This window comes from Aureimonas endophytica (assembly GCF_014642635.1).
GTDB classification, from domain to species: domain Bacteria; phylum Pseudomonadota; class Alphaproteobacteria; order Rhizobiales; family Rhizobiaceae; genus Plantimonas; species Plantimonas endophytica.
The window spans coordinates 264,406-280,169 of sequence record NZ_BMIQ01000002.1; the positions used below are offsets into that span (position 1 = coordinate 264,406).

General features: G+C 68.7%; 14 protein-coding genes. 10 read left to right on the top strand and 4 right to left on the bottom strand.

Translation table 11 applies throughout. From position 1 onward, the window contains the following. Positions 1-89: 89 nt before the first annotated feature. A complete protein-coding gene (locus IEY14_RS07560; RefSeq protein WP_188907610.1) occupies positions 90-791 on the top strand; it encodes an SDR family oxidoreductase in 702 nt (233 codons plus the stop codon). 91 nt (positions 792-882) lie between these two features. Beyond that, the gene (locus IEY14_RS07565) at positions 883-1,686 is read left to right on the top strand and encodes a class I SAM-dependent methyltransferase (protein ID WP_188907611.1); all 804 of its coding nucleotides are present in this window, start codon (positions 883-885) and stop codon (positions 1,684-1,686) included. A gap of 34 nt (positions 1,687-1,720) precedes the next feature. On the opposite strand, the gene IEY14_RS07570 is transcribed toward IEY14_RS07565, so the two are convergent. Beyond that, positions 1,721-2,500: a succinate dehydrogenase iron-sulfur subunit gene (locus tag IEY14_RS07570; protein WP_188907612.1), complete on the bottom strand. Its 780-nt coding sequence runs from the start codon at positions 2,498-2,500 to the stop codon at positions 1,721-1,723. A gap of 225 nt (positions 2,501-2,725) precedes the next feature. Between IEY14_RS07570 and IEY14_RS07575 the strand changes: the two genes are divergently transcribed. The 4 genes from IEY14_RS07575 (at position 2,726) to IEY14_RS07590 (ending at position 7,811) form a co-directional block, all read left to right on the top strand. After that, a complete protein-coding gene (locus tag IEY14_RS07575) occupies positions 2,726-4,546 on the top strand; it encodes a GGDEF domain-containing protein (protein WP_188907613.1) in 1,821 nt (606 codons plus the stop codon). Between the two features lie 33 nt (positions 4,547-4,579). Next, positions 4,580-6,292 carry an adenine deaminase gene (gene ade, locus IEY14_RS07580; RefSeq protein WP_188907614.1) on the top strand — a complete coding sequence of 571 codons (1,713 nt, stop codon included), beginning with the start codon at positions 4,580-4,582 and terminating at the stop codon, positions 6,290-6,292. Positions 6,293-6,357: 65 nt separating this feature from the next. Further along, entirely contained in the window at positions 6,358-7,161 is an 804-nt protein-coding gene (locus IEY14_RS07585; protein WP_244639381.1) for a helix-turn-helix transcriptional regulator, read from the top strand. Between the two features lie 101 nt (positions 7,162-7,262). Then, the gene (locus IEY14_RS07590) at positions 7,263-7,811 is read left to right on the top strand and encodes a YbhB/YbcL family Raf kinase inhibitor-like protein (protein WP_188907616.1); all 549 of its coding nucleotides are present in this window, start codon (positions 7,263-7,265) and stop codon (positions 7,809-7,811) included. A gap of 120 nt (positions 7,812-7,931) precedes the next feature. Here IEY14_RS07590 and sdhA read toward each other — a convergent pair whose 3' ends face one another. Genes sdhA through sdhC form a run of 3 tightly spaced genes read right to left on the bottom strand, consistent with a single transcriptional unit; the run spans position 7,932 to position 10,567 of the window. Continuing rightward, a complete protein-coding gene (sdhA, locus tag IEY14_RS07595; protein ID WP_244639382.1) occupies positions 7,932-9,782 on the bottom strand; it encodes a succinate dehydrogenase flavoprotein subunit in 1,851 nt (616 codons plus the stop codon). Between the two features lie 5 nt (positions 9,783-9,787). Next, complete coding sequence (sdhD, locus tag IEY14_RS07600) at positions 9,788-10,165, bottom strand: succinate dehydrogenase, hydrophobic membrane anchor protein (RefSeq protein WP_188907617.1); 378 nt, start codon at positions 10,163-10,165, stop codon at positions 9,788-9,790. Positions 10,166-10,177: 12 nt separating this feature from the next. After that, positions 10,178-10,567 (bottom strand): succinate dehydrogenase, cytochrome b556 subunit, encoded by a 390-nt coding sequence (sdhC, locus tag IEY14_RS07605; protein ID WP_188907618.1) that lies wholly within the window; start codon positions 10,565-10,567, stop codon positions 10,178-10,180. A gap of 350 nt (positions 10,568-10,917) precedes the next feature. On the opposite strand from sdhC, the gene IEY14_RS07610 reads away from it, so the two are divergent. The 4 genes from IEY14_RS07610 to IEY14_RS07625 all read left to right on the top strand — a co-directional run bounded on the left by IEY14_RS07610 (position 10,918) and on the right by IEY14_RS07625 (position 15,762). Beyond that, entirely contained in the window at positions 10,918-13,050 is a 2,133-nt protein-coding gene (locus IEY14_RS07610) for a putative bifunctional diguanylate cyclase/phosphodiesterase (RefSeq protein WP_188907619.1), read from the top strand. A gap of 63 nt (positions 13,051-13,113) precedes the next feature. Beyond that, positions 13,114-13,296 carry a hypothetical protein gene (locus IEY14_RS07615; protein WP_188907620.1) on the top strand — a complete coding sequence of 61 codons (183 nt, stop codon included), beginning with the start codon at positions 13,114-13,116 and terminating at the stop codon, positions 13,294-13,296. 128 nt (positions 13,297-13,424) lie between these two features. Continuing rightward, entirely contained in the window at positions 13,425-14,519 is a 1,095-nt protein-coding gene (locus tag IEY14_RS07620) for a polyamine ABC transporter substrate-binding protein (protein ID WP_188907621.1), read from the top strand. Between the two features lie 88 nt (positions 14,520-14,607). Beyond that, a complete protein-coding gene (locus IEY14_RS07625; RefSeq protein WP_188907622.1) occupies positions 14,608-15,762 on the top strand; it encodes an ABC transporter ATP-binding protein in 1,155 nt (384 codons plus the stop codon). Positions 15,763-15,764 lie beyond the last annotated feature (2 nt).

Below are 15,764 nucleotides of genomic sequence, written 5' to 3' on the forward strand. Positions count from 1 at the left end.
TTCACGTCGCCGCCGCTTCGGCCTATGTCCCAATCCGCCGGCCCGGCGCGGGCCGCTAGGTCTCCATAGCGGATCGGAGGGAAAGACGCATGGTCACGAAGGTTGCCTTGATCGTCGGCGGCGGCAGCGGCATGGGCGCCGATGCCGCCCGCAAGCTGCGGGCCGACGGCTTCGAAGTGGGAATCCTGTCCTCGTCCGGCAAGGGCGAGGCCTTGGCGACGGAGCTCGGCGGGATCGGCGTCACCGGCTCGAACCGCTCGGAGGCGGATCTCCAAGCGCTGGTCGACGGCGCCTTGCGGCGCTGGGGCCGGATCGACGCCCTCGTCAACAGCGCCGGCCACGGGCCGCGCGGCGCGCTGACGGAGCTGTCCGATGCCGACTGGCACGAAGGGCTCGACACCTATCTCCTGCCGATGATTCGGGCGACGCGGCTGGTGCGCCCGGCGATGGAGGCGCAGAAGGCGGGCTCGATCGTCAATATCTCGACCTTCGCCGCCTTCGAGCCGGACCCCGCCTTTCCGACCTCGGCGGTGTTCCGGGCCGGCCTCGCCTCCTATGCCAAGCTCTTCGCCGACGCCCATGCGGCGGCCGGGCTGCGGATGAACAATGTCCTGCCCGGTTTCATCGACAGCTTTCCGGCGAACGAGGCGCGGGTGCGGCAGATCCCGATGGGGCGCTACGGCCGGGTCGGGGAAGTGTCGGAGCTCGTCGCCTTTCTCGCTTCGGACCGCTCCTCCTACATCACCGGCCAGAACATCCGCATCGACGGCGGCATCACCCGTTCGGTTTGACGACGAACGAAGCGCCGGGCGCCCGCCGCTTGGACGACGCCCGGCATGGTGCTAGAATCCCCGCCGTCCAGGATGGCTGCGGGAGGCGGCGATGAAGGACGTGAGTTTCGCGGGGCCGATCCCCGAGGTCTATGCCCGGCGGCTCGTGCCGCTGTTATTCGAGCCCTATGCGCTCGATCTCGCCGCCCGGGTGGCCGAATCGGCGCCTCGGGACGTGCTCGAGACGGCGGCCGGCACCGGCGTCGTCACCCGCGCCTTACGCGCCCGGCTGCCGGACACTCGCCTCGTCGCCACCGATCTCAACCAGGCGATGCTCGATCAGGCCCGGGCGCATGGCGCGGCGCCGGCACGGGTCGTCTGGCAGGCGGCCGACGCCCTGGCGCTGCCCTTCGAGGCGGCGAGCTTTGACGCGGTGGTCTGCCAGTTCGGCACGATGTTCTTCTCCGATAAGGTGGCGGGGCATCGCGAGGCGCGCCGCGTGCTGCGGCCCGGCGGGCGCCTCTTCTTCAGCGTCTGGGCGGAGCTTGCCGCCAACGACTTCGCGCGGACCGTTCACGAGGCGGTGGCGGAGGTCTTTCCGGGCGATCCGCCGCGCTTCATCGCGCGCGTCCCCCATGGCTATGCCGAGCCCGATGCCATCCGCGCCGATCTCGAAGGCGCCGGCTTCGAGGACATCGCCATCGAGACGGTGGAGGCGCGCAGCCATGCGGAGAGCGCCCGCGACGCGGCGCTCGCCTTCTGCCAGGGCACGCCGCTCCGGGCCGAGATCGAGGCCCGCGACGCGGCCAAGCTGGACGAGGCGACCGACTGCGCCGCCGAGGCGCTGGCGAAGCGCTTCGGCACCCATGCGATCGAAGGGCGGCTGCGCGCCTTCGTCGCGACGGCGCGCCGCTAGCGGCCGGGCGCCGGATCGCGTCGGGCCGGCGGCGTCAGACGCGCCGCTCGACCATCATCTTCTTGATCTCGGCGATGGCCTTCGCCGGGTTCAGCCCCTTCGGGCAGGTCTGCGTGCAGTTCATGATCGTGTGGCAGCGATAAAGGCGGAACGGGTCCTCGAGCTGGTCGAGGCGCTCGCCCGTCGCCTCGTCGCGCGAATCGATCAGCCAGCGATAGGCCTGGAGCAGCACGGCCGGGCCGAGATAGCGCTCGCCGTTCCACCAATAGGAGGGGCAGGAGGTCTGGCAGCAGAAGCAGAGGATGCACTCGTAGAGGCCGTCCAGCTTCTCGCGGTCGGCATGGCTCTGGCGCCATTCCTTTTCCGGCTCCGGCGTCTCGGTCTTCAGCCAGGGCTCGATCGAGCGCAGCTGCGCATAGGGCACGGACAGGTCCGGCACGAGATCCTTGATCACCGGCATGTGCGGCAGGGGATAGATCTTGATGGCGCCGGCCACCTCGTCCATGCCCTTGGTGCAGGCCAGCGTGTTGCCGCCGTCGATATTCATCGCGCAGGAGCCGCAGATGCCTTCGCGGCAGGAGCGGCGCAGCGTCAGGGTCGAATCGACCTTGTTCTTGATCCAGAGCAGCGCGTCGAGCACCATCGGGCCGCAATCGTCGGTGTCGACATAGAACGTGTCGAGACGCGGATTCCGGCCGTCGTCAGGCGACCAGCGATAGATCGCGAATTCGCGGACGTTCTTGGCGCCCGCCGGTTTCTCCCACACCTTGCCCTTGGTGATCTGAGAGTTTTTCGGAAGGGTTAGCTCGACCATCTGAGGATTAACCGGCTCGCAGTTTGGAACGGGTCCAGACATAGAAGGGTGCGATGCAAAACGGAAGCGGCAAAGCCGCGCAGCGTTCCGCGCGAATCGTTTGAAAGCGGACCTTCGCCGGAAACCCCGCCGCGTCCGCCTTCAGCCCTGCCATAGCCGGACAAAGGGAAATTTTACGTTGCTGTGCAATGAGCATTTGCAGCGCGACTCGGCGAATGAAGGCTCGTGAGAAAAACCATCCGACTGACCTTGCCGCGGGACGGCGATCTGCGGGCCGGCCTCGGCGGCCGGCTCGCTTTGGCCTCCGCCGCCATCGCGGTCGGCCTGCTGCTGCTGACGGCGGGCGCCCTCGCGCCCGTCTGGCAGGCTTTTTCCGACGCCGGCCGGGACTTCGAGGATCTCGGCCATTTCCGCCATGTGCTCGAAGCGGTGAACCGGATCTCGGTCGAGCGCGGACCCGCCAATCGCGCCATGTCCCTCGGGCCCGGGCATCCCGAGGCCACGATGCGGCTGGCGGAGGCTCGGACGGCGACGGACCGGGCGCTGGACGATCTCGCCGAAGCGGAGGACCGCATCCACGGGGCGCGGGGCGACGACGCGACGACGCGCCGGCTGATCGAGCTGGCGCGCATGGTGCTCGCGAACGGCCGCCGCGAGGTCGACCGGGTCGCCGCCGCGCCGGACGGGTGGCGCACCAGCGCCGATCTCCGCTTCGCGATCGGCGGCATGTTCGCGGCCTACGATGCCTTCCGCCAGGTCGTGCAATGGGAGATCGGCGCGCTCGGCCGGCGCAATCCCGATCTCGTCGGCCATGCGATGGTCACCGACGCGGCGAGCGAGATGCGCGAATATGGCGGGCGCCTCGGTTCGCTCGTCGTGCCGTCGCTGGCGCGGCGCGAGCCGCTGGCGGCCGCGCAGCTGACCGCCATCGCCGAAACGCGGGGCCGCCTCAGGGAACTCTGGGGTCTCTTGCGCCAGCAGGCGGCGCTGGGGCCCGGCTCGGCTTTGGCGCCGCTCGCCGAGGCGATCGAGCGCGACGCGCTGGAAAAGGGCCTGCCGCTCATCGCCCGCCTCGTCGCCGAAGGCACGGGGCGCGCCGACTATTCGCTCGACATCGACGGGCTGACCGCCACCTATGTGCCGACCCTGAAGCCGATCGAAGACCTGCGGCAGGCCTATCTCGACCTGATGGTCGGCGAGGCGGCGGCCAAGCGCCATGCGGCGCTGCGCTATCTCGTCCTGGTCGGGCTCGGGGCCGGCGGCGTCCTGGCGCTGCTCGCGGCGCTGCTCGTCTGGCTGCGGCTCGGTGTCCTCCAGCCGCTGCTCGCGGCCCATGCGGCGGTGATCGCGCTCGCGGCGGGCGACGCGCCGGAGGTCGGCCCGATGGCGGCCCGTCGCGGCGAGCTGCGCCATCTCTTCGCCTCGCTCGGCGTGCTGCGCCAGCGGCTCGCCGAGCGCGAGGCGGCCATGGCCGAGCTTCGGCGGCAGGCGGAAACCGACGCGCTCACCGGCGTCGCCAATCGCCGTTCGCTGGATCGGCGCGGCCTTGCGGTCGAAGCGGGCGCGCCGGTCGGCGCCTGCCTCGTCATCGCCGATGTCGATCACTTTAAGGTGGTGAACGACACCTATGGGCATCAGGCGGGCGACGACGCCCTGCGGCTGGTGGCCGGCCTTCTTCGGCAGGCCGCGCGACCGGGGGACATGGTGGCGCGCTTCGGCGGCGAGGAATTCGCCATCCTCCTGCCCGGCGCCGAGCCCGCCTTCGCCATGCGCGTGGCGGAGCGGCTGCGGCGCGCGCTCGCCGCCCAGCCCTTCCGCATCGCGGACGGCGCCGTCGACGTTCCGCTGCGCGCTAGCTTCGGCGTCGCGGCCGGGCGTCTCGGCGCGCCGGACTGGTACGAGCTGATCGCCGCCGCCGACCGCGCCCTCTACCGGGCCAAGCGCGACGGGCGCGACTGCACGCGCTTCGCCGGCCCGATCATCGAGGCTCCGGCTTCCGAAGGCGCCGCGAAGCCTCTAGGAGAAGGGGTGGCGGCCGCCGCCTGAGGGCGCCGCATTTCGAAGCCGAGGAGGCCGGCCATGGACGCAGCGAAGTTTCTGGGGCGGGCGATCGAGGCGGGGCAGGGGACGGCCGAGGCCGATCTCGTCCTGAAGAACGGCCACTTCCTCGATCTCGTCACCGGCGAACTCGTCGCCTCCGACATCGCGGTGGTCGGCGAGCGCATCGTCGGCACCTTCTCGACCGACTATCGCGGCGCCCGCGAGATCGATGCCGGCGGCAGGATCGTCGTGCCCGGCTTCGTCGACACGCATTTCCATGTCGAATCCTCGCTGATGCCGCCGCAGGAATTCGAGCGCTGCGTGCTGCCGCGCGGCGTCACCACCGGCATCTGCGACCCGCACGAGATGGCGAACGTGCTCGGCACGGCCGCCTTCGACTGGTTCCTCGCCAATGCGGAGACCATGGCGATGGATCTGCGCGTCCAGCTCTCCTCCTGCGTGCCGGCGACGGACCATCTCGAAACCTCCGGCGCGCGCATCGGCGCCGAGGATCTGAAGCCCTTCATGGACCATGCCAAGGTGATCGGCCTCGCCGAGTTCATGAACTTTCCGGGCGTCCTGATGCGCGATCCGGGCGTCATGGCGAAGCTCGCCCTCTTTCACGGCCGCCATGTCGATGGCCACGCGCCGCTGCTGCGCGGCGCCGCGCTGAACGGCTATATCGCTGCCGGCATCCGCACCGAGCACGAGGCGACGGGCCCGGACGAGGCGATGGAGAAGCTGCGCAAGGGCATGACGGTCCTGATCCGCGAGGGTTCGGTCTCGAAGGATCTCCACGCGCTCGCGCCGATCCTCACCGAGCGCACCTCGCCCTTCCTCGCCTTCTGCACGGACGACCGCAACCCGCTCGACATCCACGAGGAAGGGCATTTCGACTTCATCATCCGCACCGCGATCCGCCTGGGCGCCCCGCCGCTCGCCGCCTATCGCGCCGCCTCCTGGTCGGCGGCGCGGGCCTTCGGGCTGATGGATCGCGGCCTCGTCGCGCCGGGCCAGCGGGCCGATCTCGTCCTTCTCGACGATCTGGAGGATTGCCGCGTTTCCGGCGTCGTCGCCGGCGGGCGGATGGTGGAGGACGCCCTCTTCGCGGGCCGCGCCGCCGTCGCGCCGATCGGGCGGCGAAGCGTCAAGGCGCGCCGCGTCGGGCCGGAGGACTTCCGGGCGAAGGGCTCTGGTCCCTCGACCCCGGTGATCGGCGTCGTGCCCGGCAAGATCATCACGCTCCGCCACGACATGCAGCTTCCTTATGACAATGGCGAGCGGCGGATCGATCTCGACCAGGACGCGGTGAAGGTCGCGGTGGTCGAGCGCCACGGCGTCAACGGCAATATCGGCGTTGGCTTCGTCCATGGCTTCGGCATGAAGCGCGGGGCGATCGCCTCCTCGGTCGGCCATGACAGCCACAATATCACGGTGGTCGGGGCCGACGAGGCGGACATGGCCGTCGCGGTGAACGCGCTCGGCGCGATGGAGGGCGGCTTCGTCGTGGCGGAGGGCGGAAAGGTGCTCGCCTCGATCGCCCTGCCGGTCGCCGGCCTGATGAGCCTCCAGCCCTACGAGGAGATCACCGCGACGCTGGTGACCCTCCGCCACGCCGCGAAGAGCCTCGGCGTCGTCCTGCCCGAACCCTTCCTCCAGGTCGCCTTCCTGCCCCTGCCGGTGATCCCGCATCTGAAGATCACCGACAAGGGGCTGGTGGATGTCGACCGGTTCGAACTCGTGGAGGCCTGAGGCGCGGTGACGCGGTCGGCGCCCACGGCCGCCGGGAGATGGTTTCGGTGCGAGGGTCCCCGGTCGTGACGGCTCCGATCGAGGCCTTCGATACCGACATCGCCCTCCTGCCGGTCACGCAGGCGACGCGGGCGATCTTCACCGATCTCTACATCGAGCGAAGTCTCCTGGTCTTCATTCGAACCGGGTCGAAGCGGATCGTCTGTCCCGTCGGCGGCGAACTGTTCGGCGAAGCCGGCGACGTGATGATCTTCCCGCCGCATTCGATGGTGACGATGGAGAATCGTCCCGTGATGAACGACGGCTACCGCGCCGAGGGCCTGAGCTTCCCGCATGCCCTGGCCGACGCGGTCTTCGCCGGACACAGCGTCCGGTCGAGCCGAAGCGGCGTCCAGATCCTGCGCTCGGACCCGCACCGGCCGGAGACCGTCCTCGCCCTGGTCAAGGAAACGCTGGCGGACCCGACCCTGCCGGCCGCGATCCGGCGGCATCGGCTTCTGGAGCCGCTGGTCTGGCTGCGCGAGGCGGGGGTGCGCCTGTCGGCTGGAGACGCCGATCTTCCGCTCGCCCGGGTGCGGCGGCTGATCGAGGTCGATCTGTCTCGTCCCTGGCGCCAACCGGAAGTGGCGGCGCATTTCGCGATGAGCGAGGCGACCTTCCGCCGCTGGCTTGCCCGATCCGGCTTCGGCTTTTCCAGGATTCTGTCGAATACCCGTCTGGAGCGCGGGCTTGCCCTGCTCCAGACGACCGCCGTGCCGGTGTCGCGGATCGCGCTGGAATGCGGCTTCAAGACGCCGTCTCACTTCTCCGAGGCCTTTCGGGAGCGGTTCGGCATCACGCCGCGTCAGATCCGGTCGACGCAGGATTGAGCGTTTCCCGATAGTCTCTGAGCGGTGGGCGAAAGCGCCCGCGTGGCCGGGGCGCTATGCCTCGGGTGCAGCGACCTGCACCCCTGACCAAGAGGCCCATCATGTTTCGCACCACTTTTCTCGCGGCGCTGGCATTTGCCGGCGCGATGACCGGCGCCGCCGGCGCCGAGGACTTCAAGCTCACCAGCACGTCGGTCGCCGAGGGTCGGCCGCTCTCCTCCGATCAGGTCTTCGAGGGCTTCGGCTGCAAAGGCGGAAACGTCTCGCCGGACCTCGCATGGTCGGGCGCCCCCGTCGGCACGAAGAGCTTCGCGATCACCGCCTACGATCCCGATGCGCCGACGGGTTCGGGCTGGTGGCATTGGAACGTCGTCGACATTCCGGCCTCGATCTCCTCGCTGGCAGCGGCGGCGAGCGGCAAGGGCGCGATGCCGGCCAAGGCCCTGGAACTCGCGAACGACTATGGCGCCAAGGGCTTCGGCGGCGCCTGCCCGCCGGCGGGCGAAGTGCATCGCTACGTGTTCACGATTCACGCGCTGTCGGTCGAGACGCTGGATCTGCCGGCGAACCCGAGCAACGCGCTGGCGGGCTACATGATCGGCGCGAACACGATCGCCAAGGCCCATATTACCGCGGTCTACAGCCGCTGAGCCTGTCGGGCGTGAGGATCGGGACCGGTCTCTGACCGGTCTCGATCTTCGATCCGCAGGGCTCTCCCGGAAACGAAAACGGCCCGCTTTTGCGGGCCGTTGGCGTTCGAGGCGAAGGCTTCAGTACACCCGCTTCTTCGGCTTGATGTACTCGATCTGGTTCGACAGCGTGTAGGTATGCACCGGCCGGTCGTCCAGCGTGATGGTCTTGTTCACCGTGTCGCAGAAGGACAGGGTGTGCTTCATCCAGTTCTGGTCGTCGCGGTCGGGGAAGTCCTCGCGGGCATGGGCGCCGCGCGATTCCTGGCGGGCGAGGGCGGAATCCATGGTCACGACCGCCTGGCTGATCAGGTTGTCATATTCCAGCGTCTCGATGAGATCGGTGTTCCAGACCAGCGACCGGTCCTTCACCGCGATGTCCTCCGAGCCATGCCAGACCTCGTGGATCTTGGTATGGCCCTCTTCCAGCACCTCGCCGGTGCGGAACACGGCGCAGTTCGACTGCATCGTGCGCTGCATCCGGTCGCGCAGCTCCGCCGTCGAGGTGCCGCCGGAGGCGTGGCGGAAGCGGTCGAGCCGGGCGAGGGAATTGTCGCCGGCATCGGCGGGGAGGGGCTCGTGGCTCTCGCCGGCCGCCACCGTCTCGGCGCAGCGCAGCGCGGCGGCGCGGCCGAAGACGACGAGGTCGATCAGCGAGTTGGAGCCGAGGCGGTTCGCGCCGTGCACGGACACGCAGGCCGCCTCGCCGACGGCCATCAGGCCGGGCACCACGGTGTCGGCATTGCCGTTCTTCTTGGTCAGCACCTCGCCGTGATAGTTCGTCGGGATGCCGCCCATGTTGTAATGGACCGTCGGCAGGACCGGGATCGGCTCGCGCGTCACGTCGACGCCGGCGAAGATCCGCGCCGATTCCGAAATGCCCGGCAGGCGCTCGGCCAGGATCTTCGGATCGAGATGGTCGAGATGCAGGAAGATGTGGTCCTTGTTCTTGCCGACGCCGCGACCCTCGCGGATCTCCATGGTCATGGAGCGCGAGACGACGTCGCGGCTGGCGAGATCCTTGGCGGAGGGGGCGTAGCGCTCCATGAAGCGCTCGCCCTCGGAATTGGTGAGATAGCCGCCTTCGCCGCGCGCGCCCTCGGTGATGAGGCAGCCCGCGCCATAGATGCCGGTCGGGTGGAACTGCACGAATTCCATGTCCTGCAGCGGCAGGCCGGCGCGCAGCACCATGGCGTTGCCGTCGCCGGTGCAGGTATGGGCAGAGGTCGCCGAGAAATAGGCGCGGCCGTAGCCGCCGGTGGCGAGGATGGTCTTCTTCGCCCGGAAGCGGTGCAGCGTGCCGTCGTCCATGCAGAGCGCGACGACGCCCCGGCAGGCGCCTTCCTCGTCCATGATGAGGTCGATGGCGAAATATTCGATGAAGAATTCCGACGAATAGCGCAGCGACTGGCCGTAGAGCGTGTGCAGGATGGCGTGGCCGGTGCGGTCGGCGGCGGCGCAGGTGCGCTGGGCGGCCGGGCCTTCGCCGAATTCCGTCGTCATGCCGCCGAAGGGCCGCTGATAGATGCGCCCGTCCTCGGTGCGGCTGAAGGGCACGCCGAAATGTTCGAGCTCGTAGACGGCGGCTGGCGCCTCGCGCACCAGATATTCGATCGCGTCCTGGTCGCCCAGCCAGTCCGACCCCTTCACGGTGTCGTACATGTGCCAGCGCCAGTCGTCCTTGCCCATGTTGCCGAGCGAGGCGGCGACGCCGCCCTGCGCGGCGACCGTATGCGAGCGGGTGGGGAAGACCTTGGTGATGCAGGCGGTCTTGAGGCCGGCCTGGGCGGCGCCGAGCGTGGCGCGCAGCCCCGAGCCGCCGGCGCCGACGACGACGACGTCGAAGGTGTGGTCGACGAACTGATAGGCCTTGGCCTGCGGCAGGACGGTGCGATGCGGCTGGCCGCCGCTCGGCGTGTCGGACTGGACCATGGTTCTCAGGCTCCGAAGGTCAGCTTCACGATCGCCATGAGCGCGACGGCCGCGACGACGATGGCGAAGAACGTATTGAGGATCTGCAGCGGCACCCGGAGATGGCCGTGGATGTAGTCCTCGATGATCACCTGCATGCCGAGCCGCATGTGGAAGGTGGCCGAGACGATGGTCAGCGCCATCACCAGGGCGACGAAGGGATGGCCGAGCGCGGCGCGCACATCCGGATAGGTGCCGTCGTGCAGCGCCACGAGGATGATGACGAACAGGGTGAGCAGCACGGCGTTGGAGATGCCGCTCAGGCGCTGGTGCCAGAAATGGCCCGTGCCGTCATGGGCGGCGCCGAGGCCGCGGACACGGGAAAGGTCGGTGCGCATCCTCATGGATGACTCTCCTCAGAAGATCGCGACGGCGAGCCAGAGCAGGACGGTGAGACCGGCCGAGCCCGCGACATTGGCGAGGGCGAGCTTGGTCGAGGTCTCCTTGGCGAGCCCGTGCCCGGTATCCCAGATGAAATGGCGGATGCCGCCCAGCATGTGGTGGATCAGCACCCAGGAATAGACGAAGAGGACGAGGCGGCCGAGGATCGAGCCGAAGAACCAGGACGCCCAGGCGAAGGCCTCGGGGCCGCTCGCGGCGGCGGCCAGCCACCAGACGACGAGGATCGTGCCGAAATAGAGCGCGCCGCCGGTGATGCGGTGAATGATCGACACCGCCATGGTCGGGCGGAAGCGGTAGACGGTGAGGTGCGGCGACAGGGGGCGTGTCAGTTTCGCGTCGGACATGAAGGCTCCTCGGGACGGCCCGTGGCGGAGCTCTTGCCGCGGCGCACCCTACGGCAAGGTAAAAGGTCATCGCGCGCGCGAATGCAAGAGCTTGGAATCGGTCAAATGTAGGGAGGGCGGCCAAAAATCGATTAAGCCGCACGCCGCCGGAAGAGGCCGGTCCGGCGGATCGGACGGGCGCGGGGCGCGGCGCGGCGGCGGGAGCGGTCCCGGCGAATCGCCGCAGGCCGGGCATCGCAGCCAAATCTTGACGATTCGCCCGTAGAATTCGTCGCGGCGCTTCTCTGTCAGTTGTTCCCATGCTCGCCCCACGCCGCATCCAAGGCCAGCGACTTGTCCGGGCGATCGCCGTGGTGATCGCTCTCGCGATCGTCGTCACCTCGGGCATGACGATCCTCGCCGGACGCCAGGACGCGCTGCGCGACGCGCAGGAGGATCTCGACAGCATTTCCAGCGGCGTCGTCCGGCACATGCGCAACAGCATCGAGCTGTCCAACGCCATCCTCACCGGCGTCGCCCGCTCGCTCCAGAAGAGCGACGGCACGATGGACCAGATGAAGACGGTCAGCGAGGACATCGCCGCCGTGTCCGCCGCCACGACGCGCATCCGCGAGATCCTCTTCGCCGAGAGCGGCGGCTGGGTTCTGGCCTCGTCCCTCGGCGAGGCGGGCCTGCACCGCAATGTCATGCGCGAGCCTTTCTTCCGCCGGCCGCTCGCGCGCGACGCCGAGCCGTTCGGCCTGACGAAGACGACGGCCGTCGAGCCGAGCATCGTCGTCAGCCGGCGCGTCGAAGGTCTCGACGGGATCGAGCGGGGCGTCGTCGCCGCCACCATCCCGGAAGCCTATTTCCGCCAGACCTACACGACCTTCGACACCGGGCGCGGCATCGAGGTCGAGCTGCGCGGCGAGGACGGAGCCTCGCTTCTGCGCTATGGCGGCTTCGACCCCGCCGCCGCCTTCGAGGGTCTCAGCATCGAGCGGCGGGTCGAGCCGCTGCCCTATCGCCTGATCGTCCGGCGGCCGAACCGGCTGATCCTCAGGGAATGGTCGTCGCATCTGCCGCTGCAGGCGCTCGCGACGCTGGCCCTTCTCGTCCTCGTCTTCGCCGTCGCCCATCTCGTCGCGCGACTTTTGACGCGCGGCCGGATGGAGCAGGAGGCGCTGGCGCGCCAGGCGATGACCGATCCCCTGACCGGACTCGGCAACCGGCGCGCCCTGATCGAGGGCATGCGCGCCGCCATCCTCGCCGCCGCCGAGGGGCGGTCGTCCTTCGCGGTGCTCCTGATCGATCTCGACCGCTTTAAGGCGATCAACGACGTCCATGGCCATCTGGCGGGCGACGCGGTGCTGGCGATGGTGGGAACGGCGCTGCACGACGTCATCGGCCGCGACGGCCTGATCACCCGGCTCGGCGGCGACGAGTTCGCCGCCGTGGTGCCGGGCCTGTCGCCCGCCGAGCTTCGCGCGACGCTGGCGAATCTGGCCGAGCGCATCCGCCAGCCGCTCGACTGGCAGGGAAGCCAGCTCAATGTCGGCGTCAGCATCGGGGTCGCCCTCTGCCCCGATCACGGCACCGATGCCGACACGCTGCTGCAGGGCGCCGACCTCGCGATGTACCAGGCCAAGCACGGCCGGGACGGCTGCATCCGCTTCTTCGCCGCCGATCTGGAGGATCGCGCCCGCGCCCGCCGCAAGCGCGAGGCGGAACTGAAGCTCGCCATCGAGCGCCAGGAGATCCGCCCCTATTACCAGCCGATCGTCGCCTTCGCCGGCGGCGAGCTCGTCGCCTTCGAGCTTCTCGCCCGGTGGCATCATCCGAGCGACGGCGTGCTGGCGCCGGCGGAGTTCATCGAGCTCGCCGAGGAATGCGACCTCATCACCCCGATGACCCTCGCCCTCCTGCGGCAGGCCGTCGCCGACGCGGCGGACTGGCCGGCTCATATTCGTCTGGCGATCAACATCTCGCCGCGCCAGCTGCGCGAGCCCCTTTTGGCCCATCGCCTCATCGAGGCGGTGCGGGCCGGCGGCTTCGATCCGCATCGCCTGGAGGTCGAGCTGACCGAGGACGCGATCCTCGACGACTACGAGCTCGCCAAGGCCGCCATGTCGGTGCTGCGGCTCAACGGCGCGACGCTCGCCCTCGACGATTTCGGCATGGGCTATTCCAGCCTGTCGCATCTGCGCGAATTGCGCTTCGACAAGCTGAAGATCGACAAGAGCTTCGTCCAGGCCCTGCCGGGCAATGCCGAAAGCCGCAAGCTGGTCGACGCGATCTTGCAACTGGCGTCGAGTTTCGGCATGCGCGTCACGGCGGAAGGGGTGGAGACCGCCGAACAGGCGGCCTTTCTCGCCGGGCGGGGATGCCAGCGCGGGCAGGGCTATCTCTACGGCCGGCCGGCCGACGCGGCGGCGACGCTGCGTCTCCTGTCGGGCGGCGCGCCGCGGCAGGGCGCGACGGCCGAGCACCGCAGCCTCGGCTGAGCGCCGGACGCCATTCCCTCCGGCGGCGCGGGCGCCAGATCGCTCGCGGAAGGAGACGCGGCCTTGGCGAGCGAAGACCCGATCATCACCGTGCTTCGCCTCGTCGACGAGATCGAGGAGGACGATCCCGAGGAACTGGTGCGCCGGTTCCGCAAGGCGCATCCCGATCTCGACCGTCAGGCCTTTCTGGACGCCTGTACGGTGGCGCTCGACATCATCGACACGCGGCCGAAGCGCTTGCACTGAACGCCCCGCCCGACCTCTGGCGCGAGTTCCGATGGGCTAATGCGAAAGGGCTAGGCAGTTCCGTTCGAATGCTGAATAGTGAGGCGAACCCCGAAGGGGACGACCCGAGTCGAAACATCGGAACTCTCATGCACAAACGCCTTCTGGTCAGCGCCGCGGCTTTCGCGCTCGCAATGTCGACGCTTGCGGCATCCGCGCAGGAGAAGGTCCTGCGCATCTTCAACTGGTCGGACTATATCGAGCCGTCGATCCTGGAGGACTTCAAGAAGGAGACCGGCATCGACGTCGTCTACGACACCTATGATTCCAACGAGATCCTGGAGACCAAGCTTCTGGCCGGCGGCACCGGCTACGATATCGTCGTGCCCTCGGCGGACTTCATGTCGCGCCAGATCCAGGCCGGCGTCTTCCAGAAGCTCGATAAGTCGAAGCTGACGAACCTTCCGAATATGTGGGACTTCGTGCAGAAGAAGGTCGCCGCCTACGACCCGGACAATGCCTATTCGGTTAACTACATGTGGGGCACGACCGGCATCGGCTACAACAAGAAGAAGGTGGCCGAGCTCCTGCCGAACGCGCCGGTCGATTCCTGGGCGCTGGTCTTCGATCCGAAGAATGCCGAGCCGCTGTCGAAATGCGGCATCGACATGCTGGATTCCGGCTACGAGGTGATCACGGCGGCCCTGCGCTATCTCGGGCTCGATCCGAATACCAAGAGCCCGGAGGACTTCAAGAAGGCCGAGGAGCTTCTGGTGAAGGTGCGGCCCTATATCCGCAAGTTCCACTCCTCCGAATATGTCAACGGCCTCGCCAATGGCGACATCTGCGTCGCGGTCGGCTTCTCGGGCGACGTGCTCCAGGCCAAGAACCGCGCCGAGGAGGCCAAGCAGGGCGTCGAGATCGCCTATTCGATCCCGAAGGAGGGGGCGCTGCTCTTCTTCGACCAGTTCGCCATTCCCTCCGACGCGCCGCATGTCGACAACGCGCTGACCTTCATCAACTACATGATGCGGCCGGACGTGATCGCGAAGGCCTCGAACTTCGTCCATTACGCCAATGGCAACAAGGCCTCGCAGGAATTCGTCGACAAGGCGATCCTCGAGGATAAGTCGGTCTATCCCGACGAGGCGACGCTGAAGAACCTCTTCACCAAGCAGGCCTACGACGCCAAGACGCAGCGCCTCGTCACCCGCGCCTTCACCACGGTGAAGACCGGCCGCTGAGCCGCGTTCTTCCGCCGTCCGCCCGGTCGCCGCAGGGTCGGCGGCCGGGACGATCATGCCCGTTCCGCCTTGTCCGCGAAAGCCGTCGATGGCCGTCCAAGCTCAAGTCAAGTCCCTCGGCAATATCCGCCGTCAGTTCGAGCCCTGGAACGATCCCGCCGAAAGGCCGCTCATCGAGGTGGCCGGCGTCACCAAGCGCTTCGGCACCTTCACGGCGGTGGACGACCTGTCGCTCGGCATCTACCGCCGCGAGTTCTTCGCGCTGCTCGGGCCGTCGGGCTGCGGCAAGTCCACGCTCCTGCGCATGCTGGCCGGCTTCGAGGAGCCGACGAGCGGCGACCTGCGCCTCGAGGGCCAGAGCCTCGTCGGCGTGCCGCCGCACAAGCGGCCGGTGAACATGATGTTCCAGTCCTACGCGCTCTTTCCGCATATGAGCGTCGAGAAGAACGTCGCCTTCGGTCTCAAGCAGGACGGGATGGCGAAGTCCGAGATCGCCGACCGCGTCGCCGAGATGCTGAAGCTCGTGAAGCTGACGCCCTTCGCCAAGCGCAAGCCGCAGCAGCTTTCCGGCGGCCAGCAGCAGCGCGTGGCGCTCGCCCGCTCGCTGGCCAAGCGGCCGAAGGTGCTCCTCCTCGACGAGCCGCTCGGCGCGCTCGACAAGAAGCTGCGCGAGGAAACGCAGTTCGAGCTGATGGACCTGCAATTCGAACTCGGCCTCACCTTCGTGATCGTGACGCACGACCAGGAGGAGGCGATGGTGATGGCCGACCGCATCGCCCTGATGCGCGAGGGGCGGATCGCCCAGGTCGCGACGCCGGCCGTGATCTACGAGGCGCCGGTCAGCCGCTATGTCGCCGACTTCATCGGCAACGTGAACATTCTCGACGCCACGGTCGAGAGCCGGAGCGACGGCCGGCTGCGCCTCGCCGGTCCCGGCGGCGCGATCGAGGTGGAAACGCCGCTCGCCCTGAAGCCCGGCGCCAAGGCCGGCATCGCGATCCGCCCGGAAAAGATGCGGATCGGCCGCGACCGGCCCGCCGGCGCCGTCAATGCCTTCGAGGGCGAGATCTACGACATCGCCTATCTCGGCGACGTGACGCTCTATGTCGTGAAGCTGAGGACGGGCGAGCTCATGCGCGCCACCGTCATCAACGCGGCGCGCGGCATCGAGGCGCCGCTCACCTGGGACGAGGCGGTCTGGCTCTCCTTCGCGCCGGATGCCGGCGTCGTGCTGGTGGACTGACG